A 19,814-nucleotide genomic window follows, 5' to 3' on the forward strand; every position below is an offset into this window, starting at 1 on the left:
GCAGTTTCGACATTCGAATGACGGTTCGCTTGCGCTGCCGTGCCTATGACACGCACAGGGTCAGCGGATCCGGGAACGGCTGTGCACGCAGGAAGTCCGGTTCGCTCGGCAGGCGGATCTGGCGGCCATCGCTGAGCGTCAGCAGGAATTGTCCGGCGGTGAGGATCTCGGTGTGGCCGGCGGCATTGGTGACGGCGATGCTGCCGTGGATCACGCCGTCGAGCGTGGCGCCGACCGCCAGATCGTGGCCGAGATGTGCGAGATCCAGACTTTCGAGAATGATCGGGTCGTTGGCGCAAGCCAGATCACAGATATAGGCGTAGTAGTCGGTGCCGCGGATACCGATGGTCGCGACCGGGGTCGTCACAAGATAGTCGTCGGCATTGGTCTTGCCGATCAGGCCCGACACCGTGCGAAAGCCGCCCTTCAGCAGTCGCAGGAAGGCGCGCTGCAGTGTTCCTTCAGTGCTGCTCGCCGTCGTGACCGGGTGACGGTCGGCTGGCGGTGGTGTCGCTGGCCTGGCCGGCAGTGCCGGCGTTACGGGCGGCGGCGGCGTCGCAGGCGGTGCGCTGCTCGGCGTGTAGGCGTAGCGATCGATCGAGAATCGCGTATTCGGTCGCAGCAGCACGAACGCGCCATCCGAAAATTTCAGATTCATGTAGCTGTTGCTGCCGGCATTGAGAATGTCGCCGGAATACACCGGATCGCCCTTGACCAGCCCGCGAATGGCGCCGGTCTGCGGATTGGTGGCAGTGCCGCGGCCGGTCAGCAGGATCACTTCGCCGGCCGGCGTCGCGTGGCTCGACGCCGGCGCGGCGCTGTCCGCCGCGAATGCCGGCGACATCAGGGTCATGGCGCTCACTGCGAGCAGAACGGACAGCTGGCGCATGGGGGTTCTCGGTAGCGCGTTCATGGGCATTGCCTGTACTCGTCGTCGCGTGTCGTTGTTACGTCGCAGGTCGCACCGATCTCGGCGGGGCGGGGCAAGAGCAGTGGTTTTGCAAGCGGAGCCATGCGCCGGCCCTAGAACGCAACCGCCAGCGATCCGAACACGCGGCTGCTGTCGCGGTCGTCGCTGACCGTGCGATTGTCGAGCGGGAATGACCAGTCGGCATGAACCGTCACGCGATTCCAGTTGACGTCGGTGCCGATGCCGGCCGACGTCAGCGACTCCTTGCTGTCGACGCCGGTGGGCGCGTCGATCAGAAACGTGCTGCCGGCCTCGATGAACGCGCGCGGCACCCAGTGCAAGCCGGCCCAGTCGACCGGTCGGCGCAGCGTCAGCGAGCCCTGATAGCCGCGATCACCGCGGATTTCGCCGGACGGATAGCCGCGGATGCTGTCCGGGCCGCCCAGCGAATAGGCTTCGGTGTCGACCAGCGGGTCCGGTGAATAGACGCCGTTGAAATGAGCGAGCAGCTGCGTCAGCCCGAACAGCGGCTGCAGATGCTGGACGTCGACTTCCCAGCGCAGCCGTTCGCGACCGTGCGGGACCGACCCGGCCGCCAGATCGTTGCGGTCCTGGGATTCGAAATTGCTGTGGATCGTCGTGCTGAGCTGCGTGACGGCGAAATCGGCGTAGCTGTGGGTAAGCAGGGCCCCGATTTCGAGCAGCGAGATCGCGGTGCGACTGAAGGTCGTTCCGGTGAAATCGGCATTGGCAATCGTCCGCGACACTCCACCGTTGACCGACAGCTGCGTCGCGCCGTGATTCAGCAACGACTGCTCGAGTTGCAGACGGCCGGCGCGATTGCGGCCATCGATCGTCGAATTGCGGACGTCGAACTCGGCGTCGCCGTACGACATATGCAGGCGCGCGCCGGTGAAATTCAAAGGCAGGCTGTACTCGACGTAACCGTAATCGAGCAGGCCGTTCTCGGAGCGCAGGGCCATCAGGCTGAGCTGATCCTCGACATGCAGCGGATCATTGAACCGGGCGAGCGCCGAGATGCGGAATTCGCCGATGTCCTTGCGTCCGTAATTGTCGATGTTCAACGAGCCTTCGATCGGCTTTTCGTCGACCTTCACGATCAGATCGCTGGTCCCGTAACTCGCGCCCGGTTTGAGCACCGCGCGGGCCTTGAGGCCGGGCAGGGTGTTCAGCGTGCGCAGACTGTCCTGGACCCTGTCGCCACGGTAGACGCTGCCCGGCGCTGCCGCGGGAAAATAGCGCCGCACTTCGTCGGCGCTGTACAGCTTGTTGTTTTCGACCGCGATGCGCGCGATCCGGCCTTCGCTGACCAGCAGCCGAACAACCCCGTCGCTGATGGTCTGTGGCGGGATGGTGACCGATGCCAGCGTGTAGCCGCGGCTGGCGTAGAAATCGGCGACACGGTCGGCGGCTTCATACAAGTCGAACAGGGTGACCGGCCTGTGCGTATAGCTGGCAGTGATCGCGCCGAGCTCGGCCTCCGAGAACAGGGTGTTGCCGGTGAACTCGAACTGGCTGACGGTGACCGTCTTGCCGCCCGGAGCGACCCGGCTGTCGGCGGGGCTGCCGTGCTCGATGGAAGGGGCGGACGGTGCGGCAGGCACCGGTTCCGGCCGCTTCAGGCTGTCGCCGACCTGCCCGGGTGTCGACTGCCCCGCGGCAATGCCGGATACCAGCACGCCAGAGAGAACCAGCACTGCGCTCGCCGCTCTTTTCTGCATCTCGATCCCCGTCCCCGTCGCCTGCGATCCCCGGGAGCGGCGCTCCCACCGATCGATGACACGCAGTTCACTATAAGCCGATGTTCGGTGCCGAAGAAGAGGCAAAACGCGGTTCCCACAGGCCTGCCGAGCACTGCATCACGCAGCGCCGCGAAAAATCTTCTCGCCCGCGCGGCGCCGGCTCGCTATCATCCTGCCTCGCCCGATGTCGGCCGACCCCCGGTACGGGTTATGGCCGAAAGCGGTGCGATTCGCGATCCCCGGCCACCGGTATCGCGCCCGATCCCGCGGACACTGAAGTTCGGGCCGCTGCACGCGAGCTTGAACGGACGGGCCGTGGATGGATCGGGAGCTGAAGTGTCGTCGGAGACGGCGGCGTGGAACTGCATTAAAGTGGGAAAAGCATCGCGCGAGAGACCATCTTCATCGATGGCGCCGAAGGCGCAAATCCGCCCGGAATCGCTCAGGGTCCAATGCCGCGCTTGCGAAGCGAAGCTTCGCGCGACATTGGACGCCCGGTCAGGGATGGCCGGGCCGGGAGTCGATCGGGAACTGAGGTGTCGCCAGGGACGGCAGCGTGGAACTGCATTAAAGTAGGAAAAGCATCGCGCGAGAGACCATCTTCATCGATGGCGCCGAAGGCGCAAATCCGCCCGGAATCGCTCAGGCAAACGGAGCGCGATGCCGCAGCAACACTCTGGAGAGAGCCGCCGTATTGCGGCCACCGAAGGCGCGCCAACGCTCAGGTCACCGGACAGAGGGGCGGTTTTCGTATTCGTAATGATTCATTACACGGGAACCGCATGCTCAAGAAAACCGCCCTGCACGCCGAACACGTTCGCCTCGGCGCCAAACTCGTCGACTTCGCCGGTTGGGACATGCCCATCCAGTATGCGTCCCAGCTCGATGAGCATCACGCCGTGCGCCAGGCCGCCGGCATGTTCGATGTCGCGCACATGGCGGCGGTCGATCTGTCCGGGCCGCGAACCCGTGAACTCCTGCAGAAGCTGCTCGCCAACGACGTCACGCGGCTGACGCAGCCGGGCAAGGCCCTGTATTCGTGCATGCTGCGCGAAGACGCCGGCGTGATCGACGACCTGATCTGTTATTTCATCGACGATCACCACTATCGTCTGGTCGTCAATGCCGGCACCACGGACAAGGATCTGGCCTGGCTGCGCGAGCAGGCCCTGTCGTTTGCGGTCGAGATCCGGCACCGCGACGACCTCGGAATCCTGGCCGTGCAGGGGCCGCAGGCGCGCAGCCTGGTCACGCCGCTGCTGCCGGTCGAGATGGCTGCGGGCGTCACCGCGCTGGGCAATTTCCAGGCCGCCTGGTCCGGCGACCGCTTCGTCGCCCGCACCGGCTATACCGGCGAGGACGGTTTCGAGCTGATCCTCCCGCATGCCGAACTCGTCGCGCTCTGGAAGAAGCTGCTGGACGCCGGCGTCAAACCCTGTGGCCTGGGCGCGCGCGACACCCTGCGTCTGGAAGCGGGCATGAACCTCTACGGTCAGGACATGGACGAATCCCGGCATCCGCTGGAATCGGGTCTCGGCTGGACGGTTGCCTGGGGCGAGCCGCAGGGCGGCGCGCCGGTCCGCGCGTTCATCGGCCGTGCGGCGCTCGAAAAGTGGCGTGGCAACAGTCCGGGAAAATTCGTCGGCCTGCTGCTTGAAGGGCGCGGCATCATGCGTGCCCACATGAAAGTCCGCTTTGCCAATGGCGCGAAGGGCGAGACCACCAGCGGCGGTTTTGCCCCGACGATGAAGCAGTCGATCGCGCTGGCGCGCGTCGATGCGATGGCGGACGGCGCTTGCGAGGTGGAAATTCGCGGACTGTGGGTGGCGGCGCGCGTCGTCAAGCCGCCGTTCGTTCGCAACGGCAAGGTTCTGATTCAGGAAAAAGGTCAAGGAGAGGTCTGATGAGCAATGTTCCCGCGGAATTGAAATACGCCAAGTCACATGAGTGGGTGCGGCGTGAAAGCGATGGCAGCGTGACGATCGGCATCACCGATTTCGCGCAGGGCTCGCTTGGCGATCTGGTGTTCGTCGAGATGCCGGCGGCCGGCCGCAAGCTGGGCAAGGACGAGAGCTGCGCGGTCGTCGAGTCGGTGAAGGCGGCGAGCGATGTCTATGCGCCGATCGCCGGCGAGGTGATCGCCAGCAACGCCAAACTCGGCGACAGTCCGGAAATTCTCAACAGCGATCCTTACCGGGAGGGCTGGATGTGGAAGATGAAGCCGGCCAATGCCGCCGAGCTCGACGCTCTGCTCGATGCGGCGGCGTACGAGGATTTCCTGAAGACGCTGTGAGCGCGGTGCGCTTCCCATTCACCCTGTGGTCCGATCACTGACATGCCGTTCATTCCGCATACCGAAACCGATGTGAAGGAGATGCTCGCCGCGATCAGGGCGCCGAGCATCGATGCGCTGTTCGACGAGATTCCGGCGGCGCTGCGTTGCGGCGCGCTCGAGAAGATTCCGGAGGGTCTCGGCGAAATGGCGGTCACGCAGTTGATGCAGACACGCGCGCAAGCCGACAGCTTCGCACTGAACTTCATCGGCGCCGGGGCCTACGAGCATCACATTCCGGCCGCCGTCTGGGAAATCACCACGCGTGGCGAGTTCTATTCGGCCTACACGCCGTATCAGGCCGAGGCCAGCCAGGGCACGCTGCAACTGCTGTACGAATACCAGACGATGATATGCGGCCTGACCGGCATGGAGGTTTCGAACGCGTCCATGTACGACGGTGCCTCCGCGCTCGGCGAAGCGCTGCTGATGGCGGTTCGCGCCAACAAGCAGAACGGCTCGGGGGTCGCGCTGATGCCGCGCGCCGTCAATCCGCTGTATCGGGACGTGGTGGCGGCGACGACGCCGGCGCAGGGTGTGCAGCAACAGTTCGTCGACTACGACGCCGGCTCCGGCCAGACCCTGCTCGCGGCCCTGCAGGCGCATGAGGGCAGCAAGCCGACTGCCGTTGTCATTCAGCAGCCGAACTTCTTCGGAGTGCTGGAAGACGTTGACGCGATCACCGACTGGGCGCATGCGCAGGGCGCGCTGGTCGTGGCGGTCGTCAATCCGACCTCGCTGGCGGTGCTGAAGGCGCCCGGGCAATGGGGCGCAAAGGGCGCCGACATCGTCTGCGGCGAAGGCCAGCCGCTGGGCGCGCCCCTGTCGTCCGGCGGTCCGTACTTCGGATTCCTGACGACGAAGATGGCGTACGTGCGCGAAATGCCGGGCCGCATTGTCGGGCGCACGGTCGATCTCGAAGGCCGGCCGGGTTACACGCTGACCCTGCAGGCGCGCGAGCAGCACATCCGTCGCGCCAAGGCCAAGTCGAACATCTGCACGAATCAGGGTCTGCTGGTGACCGCCGCGACGATCTACATGTCGCTGCTCGGGCCGGACGGCTTGGCGCAGGTCGCATCGGCATCGATCGCCAACACGCGGGCGCTGATCGGCCAGTTGACGACGATCGCCGGCGTGGCGCCGGCGTTTGCCGCCGCACATTTTCATGAAACCGTGCTGCGTCTGCCGCAGCCGGTCGCCGGCGTGCTCGAAAAGCTGGCCGCGCGCGGCATCTTCGGCGGCTGCGACCTGTCGGCGGCCTACCCCGAACTCGGCAACGCGCTGCTGGTCTGCGCGACCGAAACCAAGACGCCGGAACAGCTCGCGCGGTATCGCGACGCGCTGGCCGACGTTCTCGCCTGATCAACCTGGAGAACTACCGATGGCCACCGTCACGCTGCATGGCAATCCGTTCAGCACCAACGGCGATCTGCCGAAACCCGGCTCGCAGGCACCCGGCTTCAAGCTGGTCGACGCCACGCTCAAGGACGTGGCGCCGTCGGCCTACGCCGGAAAGCGCAAGATCCTCAATATCTTCCCGTCGATCGACACGCCGACCTGCGCGATGTCGGTGCGTCAGTTCAACCAGCGCGCCGCCGGCCTCGACAACACGGTCGTGCTTTGCATCTCCGCCGATCTGCCGTTTGCGCAACAGCGGTTCTGCGGCGCCGAAGGCATCGCCAACGTCGTGACGTTGTCGATGATGCGCGATCGCCACTTCGCCAAGGACTACGGCGTGCTGCTCGAGGACGGTCCTCTGGCCGGGCTCACCGCACGCGCCGTCGTCGTTCTGGATGCGAACGACCGCGTGCTGCACGCCGAACTGGTTGCCGAAATCGGCAACGAGCCGGACTACGACGCGGCGCTCAAGGCGCTCTCCTGATTTCCTGCTGTCACTGAACCATGACCGAAAAGCTGATTTTCGAAGTGTCGCGCCCCGGCCGTACGGCGTTCGCGCAGAACCCCGGTACCGGCGTCGATCTGTCGTCCATTCCCGAGGCGCTGCGCCGCAAGGACAGGCCGCAATTGCCGGAAGTCTCGGAAATGCAGACCGTGCGTCACTTCACGCGCCTGTCGCAGAAGAACTTCTCGATCGACACGCACTTCTATCCGCTCGGTTCGTGCACGATGAAGTACAACCCGCGCGCGTGCAACAAGCTGGCGATGCTGCCGCAGTTTCTTGCGCGTCATCCGCTGGCGCCGGAATCGCACAGCCAGGGTTTCCTCGCCTGCATGCACGATCTGCAGGAAATCCTCAAGCACGTGACCGGCATGGCGGCGGTGTCGCTGACGCCGATGGCCGGTGCGCAGGGCGAGTTCGCCGGCGTCGCGATGATCCAGGCCTACCATCGGGCACGCGGCGATCTCGCACGCAAGGAAATCCTCGTGCCGGACGCCGCACACGGCACCAATCCGGCGACCGCGGCGATGCTCGGCTGCACGGTGCGCGAGATTCCGACCAATGCCGATGGCGACGTCGACGTCGAGGCACTGAAAGCCGCGGTTGGTCCGCAGACGGCCGGCATCATGCTGACCAATCCGTCGACCTTCGGCGTGTTCGAGCGGCGCATCAAGGAGATTGCCGGCATCGTCCATGACGCCGGCGGCCTGCTGTACTACGACGGCGCCAACCTCAACGCCATTCTCGGCAAGGTGCGGCCGGGCGACATGGGCTTCGACGTCATTCACATGAACCTGCACAAGACCTTCTCGACGCCGCACGGTGGTGGCGGTCCGGGCGCCGGGGCGGTCGGCGTCTCCGAGCGCCTCAAGCCGTTCATGCCGACGCCGGTCGTCGGCAAGGATGGCGAGCACTATCGCTGGCTGACCGAGAAGGATCTGCCGCAGACGATCGGTCGCCTGTCGGCGTGGATGGGCAATGCCGGTGTGCTGCTGCGCGCCTACATTTATGCGCGTCTGCTCGGTCGCGACGGCATGCATCGTGTCGCCGAATTCGCGACGCTCAATGCCAATTATCTGGCCGCGCGACTGGCGCAGCAGGGTTTCGATCTCGCGTTTCCGGCGCGCCGCGCCTCGCACGAATTCATCGTCACGCTGAAGAAGCAGAAACAGGCTATCGAGCTGACGGCGACGGACGTCGCCAAGCGCCTGCTCGACTACGGCTTTCATGCGCCGACGGTGTACTTCCCGCTGCTGGTGCCCGAGTGCCTGTTGATCGAACCGACGGAGTCCGAAGATCGCGAGACCCTGGACGCGTTCGTCGACGCCCTGGTGGCGATCTGGGAAGAAGCGAAGCAGGACATCACGCGCCTGAAGGGCGCGCCGTACACGATGCCGGTGCGGCGGCTGGACGACGTGCGGGCTGCGCGCCAGCTCGATCTGCGCTACGTGGCGGCTGGCGGCTGAGCGGCGCTTTGCAACAGAAAAGCCCGCCGTCTCCGGCGGGCTTTTTCACGACGCGGCGATCAGGCCGCGAAGTTTCAGGCGGCTTTGAGCAGCTGCTCGTGCACGGGTGCCGTTGCCGGCTTGCCGGCGCCAGCCGCCGGGGCCTGCAGATTCAGGCTGCGTTGCTGCGAGATCCGGCTACGGGTGCGGCGCCGCTCGGCGAACATGTCGCTGATCGACAGGCCCAGCAGGCCGAGCGTGCACAGGCCGGTACTCCAGATGATCAGACTGACGAACGGAAGCGTCTCCATGGTTCAACTCCTTGCTACCTTGGCCGAAGGGGGATGGCCAATGACATGGCAGTATTTAAGGGCACTTTGCTGCAATGCAACAAGTGATATTTATTGAAATTATTGTTTAGTTAAACTAACGAAACTGGCATCGGGCGCCGGCCAGAGCGACGCAATCCTTCATCTTTCGCAGCAAGCACTTACAGCGATAACATGGCAGACGGTATCAAGGGCTTTGCCCGACTGGTTCGGGCAACCCGCGTTTCCTACCTGGGTCTGGGTTCGGCGTGGCGGACCGAAGAGGCGTTCCGCATGGAGGCCAGCCTGTGCGTGCTGCTGGCACCATCCGCGATCTGGCTCGGACATGGCGGTGTCGAACGCGCGCTGATGCTGCTGAGCCTGTTCGTCGTGCTGATCACCGAACTGCTCAACACGGCGGTTGAAGTGGTCGTCGACCGCATCAGTCTCGAGCACAACGAGCTGTCCGGCCGGGCCAAGGATCTGGGCTCGGCGGCAGTGCACCTGTCGCTGTTGCAGGTGCCGGTGGTCTGGGGTTTCGTGTTGTTGAGCTGAAGCGGTGCAGTGCCCTGGGCCTGCACCCCACAATTGCGGTACCTGCGACATGCCTACCGAGGAGTTTCAATGTCTGCGTTGATCTGCGGTTCGATGGCCTACGACACCATCATGGTCTACTCCGGCCAGTTCAAGGACGCGATCCTGCCGGACAAGGTCCATATCCTGAATGTGTCCTTCCTGGTGCCGCAGTTGCGCCGCGATTTCGGCGGCACCGCCGGCAACATTGCCTACAACCTCAATCTGCTGGGCGAAAAGGCGCTGCCGATGGGCACGGTCGGCCATGATTTCGCTGCCTACGCACAGTGGTTCGACAAGAACAAGATCGCGCGCGATTTCCTCAAGGTCGTGCCCGACATGTACACGGCACAGGCCTACATCACCACCGATCTCGACGACAACCAGATCACCGCGTTTCATCCCGGTGCGATGGCGCAGGCCGATAGCCAGAACATCGCCGGCAAGGGCGTGCGCATCGGCTCGATCTCGGCCGAGTCGCGCGAAGCCATGCTCCTGCATGCACAACAGTTCGCCGACGCCGGCATTCCGTTCATCTTCGATCCGGGGCAGGGTATTCCGCTGTTCGACGGCGACGAATTCCGCGCGTTCATCGACAAGGCCAGCTATGTCGCCGTCAACGACTACGAGGCCGAAGTGCTGATGAAGCGCACTGGCTGGACGCTGGAGCAGATTGCGGGGAAGGTCGATGCGCTGATCGTCACGCGCGGCGGCAAGGGTTCGGAAATTCACACCGGCGGCAAGCGCATCGAGATTCCCTGCGCAAAGGCCGATTCGCTGACCGATCCGACCGGCTGCGGCGACGCCTACCGCGGCGGTCTGCTCTACGGTCTGCTGCGCGGTCTGGACTGGGAAACGACCGGCCGCGTCGCCTCGCTGATGGGGGCGTATTGCATCGAACGCTCCGGAACCCAGAATCACCGGTTCTCGATGGCCGATTTCAAGACGCGCTTCAAGAAAGAATTCCGCGGCGAACTGGCCTGAAGCCGCCGGTGCTGACCCTCAAGCTCAAGCCGCGCGAAGAACGGCGGCTGCGCGCCGGTCATCTCTGGGTGTATTCGAACGAGATCGAGGTCGGGCCGGAATTCCGCCAGATCGAGCCGGGTTCCCTGTGCCGCATCGTCGACAGCCGCGACAAGCCGTTGGGGCTGGGCTACGTCAATCCGCGCACGCTGCTGGCGGTGCGTCTGCTCGACGCCGACAGCCAGCGCACGATCGACCGGAGCTGGTTCGTCCGGCGCCTGGCCGCGGCGCTGGCTTTGCGCGAACGCCTCTATGGCGAAGCCTGCTATCGGCTCGTGCATGGCGAGGGCGACGGACTGCCGGGGCTGATCATCGATCGCTACGGTGACGTGCTGGTCGTGCAGGTCACGACCGCGGGTATGGAGCGCCTGAAGACCGAATGGCTCGCCGCGCTCGGCGAACTGCTGCAGCCGCGCGGCATCCTGCTGCGCAACGACAATGCCGCCCGCGAACTCGAAGGCCTGTCGCAGGAAAATGAAGTGATCGGCGAGATCGCCGATCCGCTCGAGATTCGCGAAGAAGGCATCGGCTTCCGGCTGTCGCTGCTCGGTGGCCAGAAGACCGGCTTCTTTTTCGATCAGCGCGACAATCGTTCGCGCCTGGCCCGTTACGTGCGCGACCGCAGCGTGCTCGACGTCTTCAGCTACGTCGGCGCGTGGGGATTGCGCGCGCTGCGCGACGGCGCGTCGGCGGCGACCTGTCTGGATTCGTCGCAAGCGGCGCTCGATGTCGCGCAGGCCAGCGCAGGGCTCAACGGTCTGCCGCTGGACACGATTCGCGACGACGCGCTGGCCGGCATGAAGGCACTGCGCGCCGAAGGACGGCAATTCGATGTCGTCATCGTCGATCCGCCGGCACTGATCAAGCGGCGCAAGGACCACGACGCCGGTCTCGAACATTACGCGGCGCTCAATCGCACGGCTCTGCACCTGCTGCGCGACGGCGGCATTCTGGTGTCGTGTTCGTGCTCGCATCATCTGGAAGCCGACGAACTGCAGCGCATCCTGCTGCGCGAATCGCGACACCTCGGCCGCCGCCTGCAATTGCTGGAGCAGGGGGCGCAGGGTCCGGACCATCCGGTCCATCCGGCGATTCCCGAGACCCGCTATCTGAAAGCCTTCTTCTGCGCGGTATCGGCCGGCTAGGGCTGCCCGAGAACTGTCGCACCGCTGCCGCTACAATCGCCGCCATGCTCACGCACCCCAATATCGATCCCGTCGCGCTCAAGCTCGGCCCGCTGTCCATTCACTGGTACGGGCTGATGTATCTGCTCGGCTTCTGGATCGCCTGGGGCATGGCGATCCGGCGCGCGCGGCTGCCGCATGTCGACTGGTCGCGCGACCGCATGGCGGACCTGCTGTTCTATGTCGTGATGGGCGTGATCCTCGGCGGTCGCATCGGCTATGTGCTGTTCTACGCCTACGATCCGGCCGGACGGTGGCTGCCGGCGTCCGATCCTTTGATGATCATTCGCGTCTGGCGGGGCGGCATGTCGTTCCACGGCGGCCTGCTCGGCGTACTGATCGCGATGGGCGTGTTTGCGCGCGTGCAGAAGCTCAAGTATTTCGAAGTCGCCGACTTCACCGCGGTGCTGGTGCCGATCGGTTTGTTCACCGGGCGCATCGGCAATTTCATCAATGGCGAGCTGTGGGGCAAGCCCACCGATCTACCCTGGGGCATGGTGTTCCCGACCACGGCACCCGATCTGCTGCCGCGTCATCCGAGCATGCTCTATGAAGCCATACTCGAGGGGCTGGTGATGTTTGCAATCCTGTGGTTCGTCGGCCGACGGCCGACACCGCGCGGATTGATCAGCGCGCTGTTCCTGTTGCTGTACGGCAGCTTCCGCTTCCTGATCGAGTTCGTGCGCGTGCCGGATGCGCAGCTCGGTTATCTGCACTTCGGCTGGCTGACGCGCGGGCAGGAACTCTGTCTGCCGATGCTGCTGGGCGGGCTGGTCATCCTGGTCTGGTCGCTGCGCGATCGGCGCGCCGCAGGAGACGCGACATGAAGGCCTATCAGGATCTGATCCGCCGCATCCTCGACGAAGGCGTCGAGCAGCAGGATCGCACCGGCGTTGGCACGCTGGCGACCTTCGGTCACCAGATGCGTTTCGATCTGGCCGACGGCTTTCCGGTGCTGACGACCAAGAAGCTGCACCTGCGCTCGATCATCGTCGAACTGCTGTGGTTCCTGCGCGGCGAAACCAACATCGCCTGGCTCAAGGAACGCAAGGTATCGATCTGGGACGAATGGGCCGACGAAAACGGCGATCTCGGTCCGGTCTACGGCAAGCAGTGGCGCGACTGGGTTGCGGCGGACGGTCGTCACATCGATCAGATCAAGCAGCTCGTTGACCTGATCCGCAAGGACCCGGCGTCACGCCGCCAGATCGTCAGTGCCTGGAATCCCGGCGATCTGCCGCAGATGGCGCTGGCGCCCTGCCATTGCCTGTTCCAGACCTCGGTGCTGAACGGCCGGCTCAATCTGCAGCTCTATCAGCGGTCCTGCGACGTGTTTCTCGGCGTGCCGTTCAACATCGCCAGCTACGCCCTGCTGCTGATGATGCTCGCCCAGCAGTGCGATCTCGAGCCGGGCGTATTCGTCTGGACCGGCGGCGACGTCCATATCTACAAGAATCATCTCGATCAGGTGCGCGAGCAGATCACGCGCACGCCGTATCCGCTGCCGAAGATGCAGATCAAGCGGCGTCCGGCGGCGATCGACCAGTACGAATACGAAGACTTCGAGCTGGTCGGCTACGAGGCGCATCCGCATATCAAGGGCGCAGTCGCGGTCTGAGCGGCCCGCCGCGGGCGTCGCACTCGCGACCGCAGTCGCAACGCTATTCGTCGTCTTGCGGCTTGAACTGCGAGGGCTCGAGACGATAGCGGTTCAGCAGCTTGTAGAAGTCCGTGCGATTGCGCCGCGCCAGCCGCGCCGCACGCGCGATGTTGCCACCGGACAGCTCAAGCAGCTGACGCAGGTAATTGCGCGCGAACTCGTCGCGCGCCTCGTCGAAGGCCGGCATGCTTTCCGTGGTGTCGCCCAGGCATTTGCGCACCAGCGCGGCACTGATCGTCCGTCCCGGTGCTAGCGCCACGGTCTGTTCGACGACGTTGAACAGCTGGCGGACATTGCCCGGCCACGGCGCGGTCGCCAGCACGTCGAGTGCTTCCGGCGAATAGCGACAGCGCGGCCGGCCCTCGGCAAACAGTTGTTCGAGTCGATGCGTGACGAGCAGGCCGATGTCCTCGCGACGTCGTTCCAGCGCGGGCAGTTGCAGACGCACGACATTGAGTCGATAGAACAGGTCCTCGCGGAAACGGCCATCGGCGACCCTGGCTTCGAGATCGCAATGTGTCGCCGACAGCACCCGGACGTTGACCGGTATCGTGCGGGTGTCGCCGACCGGTCGGACTTCTCGTTCCTGCAGGACGCGCAGCAGCTTCACCTGCAGACCGGCCGGCATGTCACCGATCTCGTCGAGAAACACCGTGCCGCCGTGTGCCGCACGGAACAGGCCGGGATGATCGGCGTGCGCGCCGGTGAAGCTGCCTTTGCGATGACCGAACAGTTCGGACTCCAGCAGATCCGCCGGCACCGCCGTGCAATTGATCGCGACGAACGGCGCTTCCCGGCGCGGGCTGCCATCGTGCAGCGCGCGCGCCAGCACTTCCTTGCCGGTGCCGCTGGCGCCGGTGATCAGCACGGCAGAGTCGGTGCGCGCAACGCGTTGCGCATCCTCGATGACCGCCTGCATCAGCGCGCTGCGCGTGACGATGCCGCGGGCCCAGCTCGACGCCGGTTCGCTGCCCGGTTCGAGGTGACGTTCGATGCAGCCGACCAGGCGTTCGCGGTCGACCGGCTTGGTCAGGAAATCGACCGCGCCGGCATGTGTCGCACGCACCGCGTCCGGAATGTCGCCGTGCGCCGACAGGATCGCGACCGGCAGGCTCGGGTGGCGGCTCTGGATCCGCGACAGCAGCTCGATGCCATCCAGATCGGGCATGCGCAGATCGGCCAGCACCATCTGCGGCCGTACATTGTCGAGCCGCTGCAAAGCTTCGTCGCCGCTGGCCGTGGCAATCACGCCATAGCCCTCGGCTTCCAGGCGCAGCGTCAGCACGCGCAGCAGCTTGGGGTCGTCGTCAACGAGCAGGATTTGATTTCGCGGCATTCCCATTCGTGTCCAGGCTTCTTTCGATGTCGACAATCTTGTCGAGTCTCTGTTGCAGATCGCGGACTTCATTGCGGCAATCGTCGTCGGCACTGCCATTGCCGATTTCGGTCAGGCGCACGCGTGCCAGCGCCGCGTCCTCGCTGTTCTTGCTGTAGGAGATGGCGTTGAGGCGCCGGCGCGCTGTATCCGGGTCGTAGCCGCTGTGTCCGGGCAGGCTCTGCAGCAGGGCGGTTTTCAGCGCCGCGTCACCGGAGTCCTGTTCGTGCTGGACGCTGCGCCACAGGGCCTCGCGCTTGACCGGCTGGCTGCTGGCAACTGCGAACATTTCGAGCGGCGTCTGCACGTCGTCAGACGGCCAGCGAAAGTTCGGCATCGTGCTGCACGCCGACAGCATCGACATGCTGAGGAAGAGGGCAGGGCCAGCGCAGCACAAAGCGCGCACCGGGCCGCGCATCGCAGACCTCGACGTGGCCGCCATGCGCCTGCGCCACCTCGCGGACGATCGACAGGCCGACGCCGGTGCCGCGGATGCCGCGCTCCTCGGCTTCCGTGCCGCGTATGAAAGGCTCGAATATCCGTTTCTTCTCTTCATCCATGACTCCACGGCCGTAATCACGCACCGAGATCTCGCAATGGTTGTCGGGTGTGGCCGTTTCGATCTCGATCACCGAACCCGGCGGGGCATGCTTGATGGCGTTGGTCAGCAGATTGTCGAGTGCGAGGCGCAGCTGCGAGCGCTGGCCGAACACGCCGGCCGGCGACAGGTGGAACTGGGTACGCAGCTCGCGCTTGGCCATCGGCAGCATGTGCAGGGCCAGCAGTTCCTCGAGCATCGGTCTTGCATCGAACCACCGGCGCTGTGCGTGGCGGCGCTCGGAACGCCATTCCGCGTACGCCAGCAGATTCGAAATCAGCGATTCGAGCTCGACGGTCGACTCGGCGAGAATGCCGGCGACCTCGTGCTGGCGCGGGCTCAGGGGACCGAGCGAACCTTCGTGCAGCAGATCGGCGCCTTCGCGCAGACTGGCAAGCGGGGTCTTCAGTTCGTGCGAAACCTGCCGCAGAAACTGATCCTTGTCTGCTTCCAGCTGGGCCAGCCGTCGTCGCAGCCAGTCGAGCTGGTCGCCGAGGCGGCGCATCTCGCGTGGAAACGAAATGCTGACCGGGTGCGAGTAACGGCCGTGCCCGAGCGCGGCGATGGTCCGGTACAGATCGCGCAGCGGACGGGTGACGGCCACCGAGCACAGATAGGCCAACAGCGCCGCCAGCGGGATCAGGGTGAGCGCCGACAACAGCATGTCGCGGCGCGCATTTCGGCTCGCTCGGCGGACATGCGCGAGGCGTTCGTCGATGCGTTGTCGCGCGGTATCGCGAATCGTGTCGACCTGCGGCTCGACGGCCTGGATCCGCGACACGGCCTCTTGCATCGATTCGGCCTCGGCCGTGCCGAGCTGCCAGTCGAGGCGCGCCTCGGCAAGTTCGTGGCGAATCGCCGAGGCGCGCCGGGCACTGTCCGGATCGAGCTGATGCGCCTCGATTTCGCGAATCAGGTGGTGCAGGTCATTCCAGCGACGATCCGACAGCGACAGCAGCGCCGGATCCTGCAGCGCGAGGTACTGGCGGATCGTGCGTTCGAGATTCTGCAGCTGGTCGCGCATCTGGTCGCCGAGTTGCGAGACCGCAACGCCCTGATCGATCAATCGCTCGGTCTGTTGCGTGACACGCTCGAGCGCGAGCTCCGCCAGCAGCAGGGCGATCAGCAGCGGCAGTGCCGCCAGCACGCAACCTGCGGCGACGAGGCCGGTCATGGTGTTGGGAATTCGAATGGCCATTACCGCGATTGCGATCCCTTCGCGATGGGTTGGCGAAATCTGACCGACCCAATGTGCGCATCGCCGCTGAACTTGCCGTGAACCGGACGCGGGGCGCCGTTCAGCGACGGCGAGCTGTCGCCGGCTGGCGACGCCCCTGCCGCCGTTGCGAGCCTCGAGTCACGCCCGATCGGTCGCCGGATGGTGCCGATGCCTTGCGCACAACGTGAATCGCGAGCGACGTTCGCGCATCGCCGGGCGAGTGGATCGATGCCGGGCGCGCGGCACCCTGGGTCCGCCGCTGTCTGCATCCGGCGACAGCATCGCGCGTCTGCGCAGGCGGAACTTTTTCGCGAATCCGGCGTGTTGCTGTCGCCGTTTGGCGACGCTTTTTGCGGCGCGACCGGGACGATTCACGTCGCTGGCCGCTGCCCGAATCGATAAGTCGCTGTTCGTGCAGCGATTGCGCGTCCGTGGCATGGGCGTTGCCCCCTTCCCGGCAAGCGCTTGCGATTCGCCATGAACGCGAGCGACAGGGGCCGGAGCTTCCGGCACGAGGCCATGCGATGCGCTGATGACAGACAGGTGAAGGATGAAAACTCCGCCGCGACTTTTTCCGATGACCCAGGCGCGCCTGATGGTGCCCGTGCTGATGGCCGGTGGCAGCGGCACGCGGCTGTGGCCCTTGTCGCGCGAGCAGCATCCGAAACAATTCCTCTCCCTGCTGGGCCAGCAGAGCCTGTTCCAGCAGACGGTGCTGCGCACGACGACCATCGACGAGGCCACGGCACCGGTCGTGATCGGATCGGGCACGCATCGTTTCGTGATCGCCGAACAGTTGCGCCAGGCCGGCATTCGCGACGCGGCGATCCTGCTTGAACCCGAAGGCCGCAACACCGCGCCGGCCGCCGCGGTTGCCGCCCATTTCGTCGCCGAAGAATTCGGACCCGACGCGATCGTCTTCCTGATGGCGGCCGATCATGCGATCGGCGATCAGGCCGCGTTCGAAGCGGCCGTGCAGTCGGCGATCGATGCCGCAAGCCAGGGCTACATCGTCACCTTCGGCATCCGGCCGACGCGGCCGGAGACCGGTTTCGGTTATCTGAAGGTCAAGCCGAATTCACGGCTGGGCGCGAGTCGGGCGCAGGAAGTCGAGCGTTTCGTCGAAAAGCCGACCATCGATCGCGCACGGCAGTTCATCGAGCAGGGCGATCACTACTGGAACGGCGGCATGTTCCTGTTCCGCTCCGGCCGCTTTCTTGCCGAACTGCGGCGTCTCGAACCGGAGACCTACATCCGCTCGCTCGAAGCCTTGCAGAAGGCCAGGCGCGAAGGCGACACGATCGCGCTCGACGGCCGCGCCTGGAAGGAATGTCGAAACGAGTCGATCGACTACGCGGTGATGGAGAAAACCGAGCAGCTCGCGCTGGTGCCGCTCGATGCCGGCTGGGACGACGTCGGTTCATGGAATTTCCTCGAACGGCTGCCGGCCAGCGATGCCGAAGACAACCGCACGCGCGGCGACGTCGTGCTCGAAGACGCGCACAACAACCTCGTGCATTCGAGCGGACGACTGGTGGCGATGGTCGGCGTCGACGATCACGTCGTCGTCGAGACCGATGACGCGGTGCTGGTCGCGCACAAGGATCGCGTACAGGACGTCCGCAAGATCGTGCAGAACCTCAAGCGAAAGAAGCGAACCGAAGCCAATGCGCATCGCCGCGTCTATCGGCCCTGGGGCTTCTACGAGACGGTCGCCCTCGGCGAGCGCTTCCAGGTCAAGCGCATCCTGGTGAAGCCGGGCGAGAAGCTCAGCCTGCAGATGCATTTCCATCGCGCCGAACACTGGGTCGTCGTGCGCGGCACCGCCAAGGTGACCTGCAACGACAAGACCTTCTACATCTCCGAAGACCAGTCGACCTACATTCCGCTCGGCAACACGCATCGTCTGGAGAACCCGGGCAGGGTGCCGCTGGAGCTGATCGAGGTGCAGAGCGGTTGCTACCTCGGCGAAGACGACATCGTGCGCATGAGCGATTCCTACGGGCGCAGCGAAACACGCGACGCGCCCACCAAGGCCGTGGCCTGAGCGTGCAACGATGAACGCCCCCCTCGACAGTGGTGCGGTCGTGCGCGACCGGCGGTCCGCGGTGCGTGCGTCGAAGACGCGCAGCCCGCGTGTGCCCTGCTTCAAGGCCTACGACATCCGCGGCCGGGTGCCGGATGAGCTCGACCAGACGATCGCCTACCGGCTCGGCCTTGCATATGCGGCGCGTTACGCGCCACGCCGTGTCGCCGTCGGTCGCGATGTCCGCGAATCGAGCCCGATGCTGGCCGAAGCGCTCGCGCTCGGCCTGGTCCGCGGCGGCGCCGAAGTCATCGACATCGGCCTGTGCGGAACCGAGGAGGTCTATTTCGCGGCGTTCCAGGATGGTGTCGACGGCGGCATCATGGTCACGGCCTCGCACAATCCGATCGAGTACAACGGTCTCAAGCTCGTGCATCGCGGCGCGCGGCCGATTTCCGGTGACAGCGGCCTGCGCGAACTCGAGCTGGCCGTCGCGCGTTCCATCGCCAGGCCCGGCGGCAAGGCGCCGGTGGTCGCCGGCAGTTTCCGGCAGGCCTACATCCAGCACCTGCTCGGCTACGTCGATGTGGCCGCGTTGAAGCCGCTGAAGATCGCGGTCAACCCCGGCAATGGCGGCGCGGGCCTGATCATCGACGCGATCGAGCCGCATCTGCCGTTCCGCTTCGAGCGACTGCACGCCGAGCCCGACGGCCGTTTCCCGAACGGCATTCCCAACCCGCTGCTGCCGGACAACCGCATTGCCACACGCGATTTCGTGCGCAGCCGGGATGCCGATTTCGGCGTCGCTTGGGATGGCGATTTCGACCGCTGCTTCCTGTTCGACGAGCACGGCGACTTCATCGAGGGGTACTACATCGTCGGCCTGCTCGCCGAAGCCATGCTCGCGCGTACGCCCGGCGCCCGGATCATCCATGACCCGCGCCTGAGCTGGAACACGATCGACGTGGTCACGGCCGCCGGTGGCGTGCCGGTGCAGAGCAAGACCGGCCATGCCTTCATCAAGGAACGGATGCGCGCCGAGAACGCCGTGTACGGCGGCGAGATGAGCGCACATCACTACTTCCGTGACTTCGCGTACTGCGACAACGGCACGATTCCCTGGCTGCTGGTTGCGCAGCTGATCAGCCAGAGCGGCCGGCGGCTCTCGGAACTGGTCGCTGACCGCCAGCGACGCTTTCCGGCCAGCGGCGAAATCAATCGCAAGGTCGCCGACATCGGCGCGGTGCTGGCCGATGTCCGGCGTCACTACGCGCCCGGCGCGCAGCGAATCGAGACCGTCGATGGGCTGTCGGTCGAGTACGCCGACTGGCGATTCAATCTGCGCGGCTCGAACACCGAGCCGGTGCTGCGCCTGAACGTCGAAAGCCGCGGCGACGAGGCCCTGATGCGCGCCAGGACCGACGAGCTGCTGCTGCGCATCGGCGGCAGCGAATGACACACGCGGGATTCTTCCCGAGCGAAGCGAACTCCCCCTCGA

General features: G+C 65.3%; 18 protein-coding genes and 2 riboswitches. Of the genes, 12 read left to right on the forward strand and 6 right to left on the reverse strand.

The window, feature by feature from the left end; all coding sequences use genetic code 11:
- Positions 1-43: 43 nt before the first annotated feature.
- Positions 44-889 carry a FecR family protein gene (locus G7Y85_RS07560; RefSeq protein ID WP_166254313.1) on the reverse strand — a complete coding sequence of 282 codons (846 nt, stop codon included), beginning with the start codon at positions 887-889 and terminating at the stop codon, positions 44-46.
- 134 nt (positions 890-1,023) lie between these two features.
- On the reverse strand, positions 1,024-2,628 hold the full coding sequence (locus G7Y85_RS07565; RefSeq protein ID WP_166254315.1) for a ShlB/FhaC/HecB family hemolysin secretion/activation protein: 1,605 nt from the start codon (positions 2,626-2,628) through the stop codon (positions 1,024-1,026).
- Between the two features lie 422 nt (positions 2,629-3,050).
- Positions 3,051-3,141: riboswitch (glycine riboswitch) on the forward strand.
- 109 nt (positions 3,142-3,250) lie between these two features.
- Positions 3,251-3,341: riboswitch (glycine riboswitch) on the forward strand.
- 114 nt (positions 3,342-3,455) lie between these two features.
- Here G7Y85_RS07565 and gcvT point away from each other — a divergent pair.
- The 5 genes from gcvT to gcvPB are packed head-to-tail and all read left to right on the forward strand — an operon-like array spanning position 3,456 to position 8,371.
- Entirely contained in the window at positions 3,456-4,577 is a 1,122-nt protein-coding gene (gcvT, locus tag G7Y85_RS07570; protein ID WP_166254317.1) for a glycine cleavage system aminomethyltransferase GcvT, read from the forward strand.
- On the forward strand, positions 4,577-4,966 hold the full coding sequence (gene gcvH / locus G7Y85_RS07575) for a glycine cleavage system protein GcvH (protein WP_166254319.1): 390 nt from the start codon (positions 4,577-4,579) through the stop codon (positions 4,964-4,966). The genes gcvT and gcvH overlap by 1 nt, the downstream gene beginning before the upstream one ends.
- A gap of 42 nt (positions 4,967-5,008) precedes the next feature.
- Positions 5,009-6,367: an aminomethyl-transferring glycine dehydrogenase subunit GcvPA gene (gene gcvPA / locus G7Y85_RS07580; RefSeq protein ID WP_166254321.1), complete on the forward strand. Its 1,359-nt coding sequence runs from the start codon at positions 5,009-5,011 to the stop codon at positions 6,365-6,367.
- A gap of 19 nt (positions 6,368-6,386) precedes the next feature.
- Positions 6,387-6,887, forward strand: coding sequence for a thiol peroxidase (tpx, locus tag G7Y85_RS07585; protein WP_166254323.1), 501 nt, complete (start codon positions 6,387-6,389; stop codon positions 6,885-6,887).
- Positions 6,888-6,907: 20 nt separating this feature from the next.
- A complete protein-coding gene (gene gcvPB / locus G7Y85_RS07590; RefSeq protein ID WP_166254325.1) occupies positions 6,908-8,371 on the forward strand; it encodes an aminomethyl-transferring glycine dehydrogenase subunit GcvPB in 1,464 nt (487 codons plus the stop codon).
- Between the two features lie 74 nt (positions 8,372-8,445).
- Here the strand turns inward: gcvPB and G7Y85_RS07595 are convergent, their stop codons facing one another.
- Positions 8,446-8,661 (reverse strand): hypothetical protein, encoded by a 216-nt coding sequence (locus G7Y85_RS07595; protein WP_166254327.1) that lies wholly within the window; start codon positions 8,659-8,661, stop codon positions 8,446-8,448.
- Positions 8,662-8,853: 192 nt separating this feature from the next.
- Here G7Y85_RS07595 and G7Y85_RS07600 point away from each other — a divergent pair, with 192 nt between their 5' ends.
- The 5 genes from G7Y85_RS07600 (at position 8,854) to G7Y85_RS07620 (ending at position 13,056) form a co-directional block, all read left to right on the forward strand.
- Positions 8,854-9,213 (forward strand): diacylglycerol kinase, encoded by a 360-nt coding sequence (locus G7Y85_RS07600; protein WP_166254329.1) that lies wholly within the window; start codon positions 8,854-8,856, stop codon positions 9,211-9,213.
- Positions 9,214-9,282: 69 nt separating this feature from the next.
- A complete protein-coding gene (locus G7Y85_RS07605) occupies positions 9,283-10,215 on the forward strand; it encodes a carbohydrate kinase family protein (protein WP_166254331.1) in 933 nt (310 codons plus the stop codon).
- Positions 10,216-10,223: 8 nt separating this feature from the next.
- A complete protein-coding gene (locus tag G7Y85_RS07610; protein WP_366514928.1) occupies positions 10,224-11,399 on the forward strand; it encodes a class I SAM-dependent rRNA methyltransferase in 1,176 nt (391 codons plus the stop codon).
- Between the two features lie 44 nt (positions 11,400-11,443).
- Positions 11,444-12,265, forward strand: coding sequence for a prolipoprotein diacylglyceryl transferase (gene lgt / locus G7Y85_RS07615; protein ID WP_166254333.1), 822 nt, complete (start codon positions 11,444-11,446; stop codon positions 12,263-12,265).
- Positions 12,262-13,056, forward strand: coding sequence for a thymidylate synthase (locus G7Y85_RS07620; RefSeq protein WP_166254335.1), 795 nt, complete (start codon positions 12,262-12,264; stop codon positions 13,054-13,056). Before lgt ends, G7Y85_RS07620 begins: the two co-directional genes overlap by 4 nt.
- A 43-nt stretch (positions 13,057-13,099) precedes the next feature.
- Here G7Y85_RS07620 and G7Y85_RS07625 read toward each other — a convergent pair whose 3' ends face one another.
- Genes G7Y85_RS07625 through G7Y85_RS07635 form a run of 3 tightly spaced genes read right to left on the reverse strand, consistent with a single transcriptional unit; the run spans position 13,100 to position 16,269 of the window.
- Positions 13,100-14,440: a sigma 54-interacting transcriptional regulator gene (locus G7Y85_RS07625; protein WP_166254337.1), complete on the reverse strand. Its 1,341-nt coding sequence runs from the start codon at positions 14,438-14,440 to the stop codon at positions 13,100-13,102.
- Positions 14,406-14,810, reverse strand: coding sequence for a hypothetical protein (locus tag G7Y85_RS07630; protein ID WP_166254339.1), 405 nt, complete (start codon positions 14,808-14,810; stop codon positions 14,406-14,408). Before G7Y85_RS07630 ends, G7Y85_RS07625 begins: the two co-directional genes overlap by 35 nt.
- On the reverse strand, positions 14,785-16,269 hold the full coding sequence (locus G7Y85_RS07635) for a HAMP domain-containing sensor histidine kinase (RefSeq protein WP_166254341.1): 1,485 nt from the start codon (positions 16,267-16,269) through the stop codon (positions 14,785-14,787). Before G7Y85_RS07635 ends, G7Y85_RS07630 begins: the two co-directional genes overlap by 26 nt.
- 616 nt (positions 16,270-16,885) lie before the next feature.
- Between G7Y85_RS07635 and G7Y85_RS07640 the strand changes: the two genes are divergently transcribed.
- Both G7Y85_RS07640 and G7Y85_RS07645 read left to right on the forward strand, forming a co-directional pair.
- Positions 16,886-18,337 (forward strand): mannose-1-phosphate guanylyltransferase/mannose-6-phosphate isomerase, encoded by a 1,452-nt coding sequence (locus tag G7Y85_RS07640; protein WP_166254691.1) that lies wholly within the window; start codon positions 16,886-16,888, stop codon positions 18,335-18,337.
- A 10-nt stretch (positions 18,338-18,347) separates the two neighbouring features.
- Entirely contained in the window at positions 18,348-19,772 is a 1,425-nt protein-coding gene (locus G7Y85_RS07645; RefSeq protein ID WP_166254343.1) for a phosphohexomutase domain-containing protein, read from the forward strand.
- Positions 19,773-19,814: the final 42 nt, after the last annotated feature.

The sequence above is a fragment of the Solimonas terrae genome, assembly GCF_011067135.1.
Taxonomy (GTDB): domain Bacteria; phylum Pseudomonadota; class Gammaproteobacteria; order Nevskiales; family Nevskiaceae; genus Solimonas; species Solimonas terrae.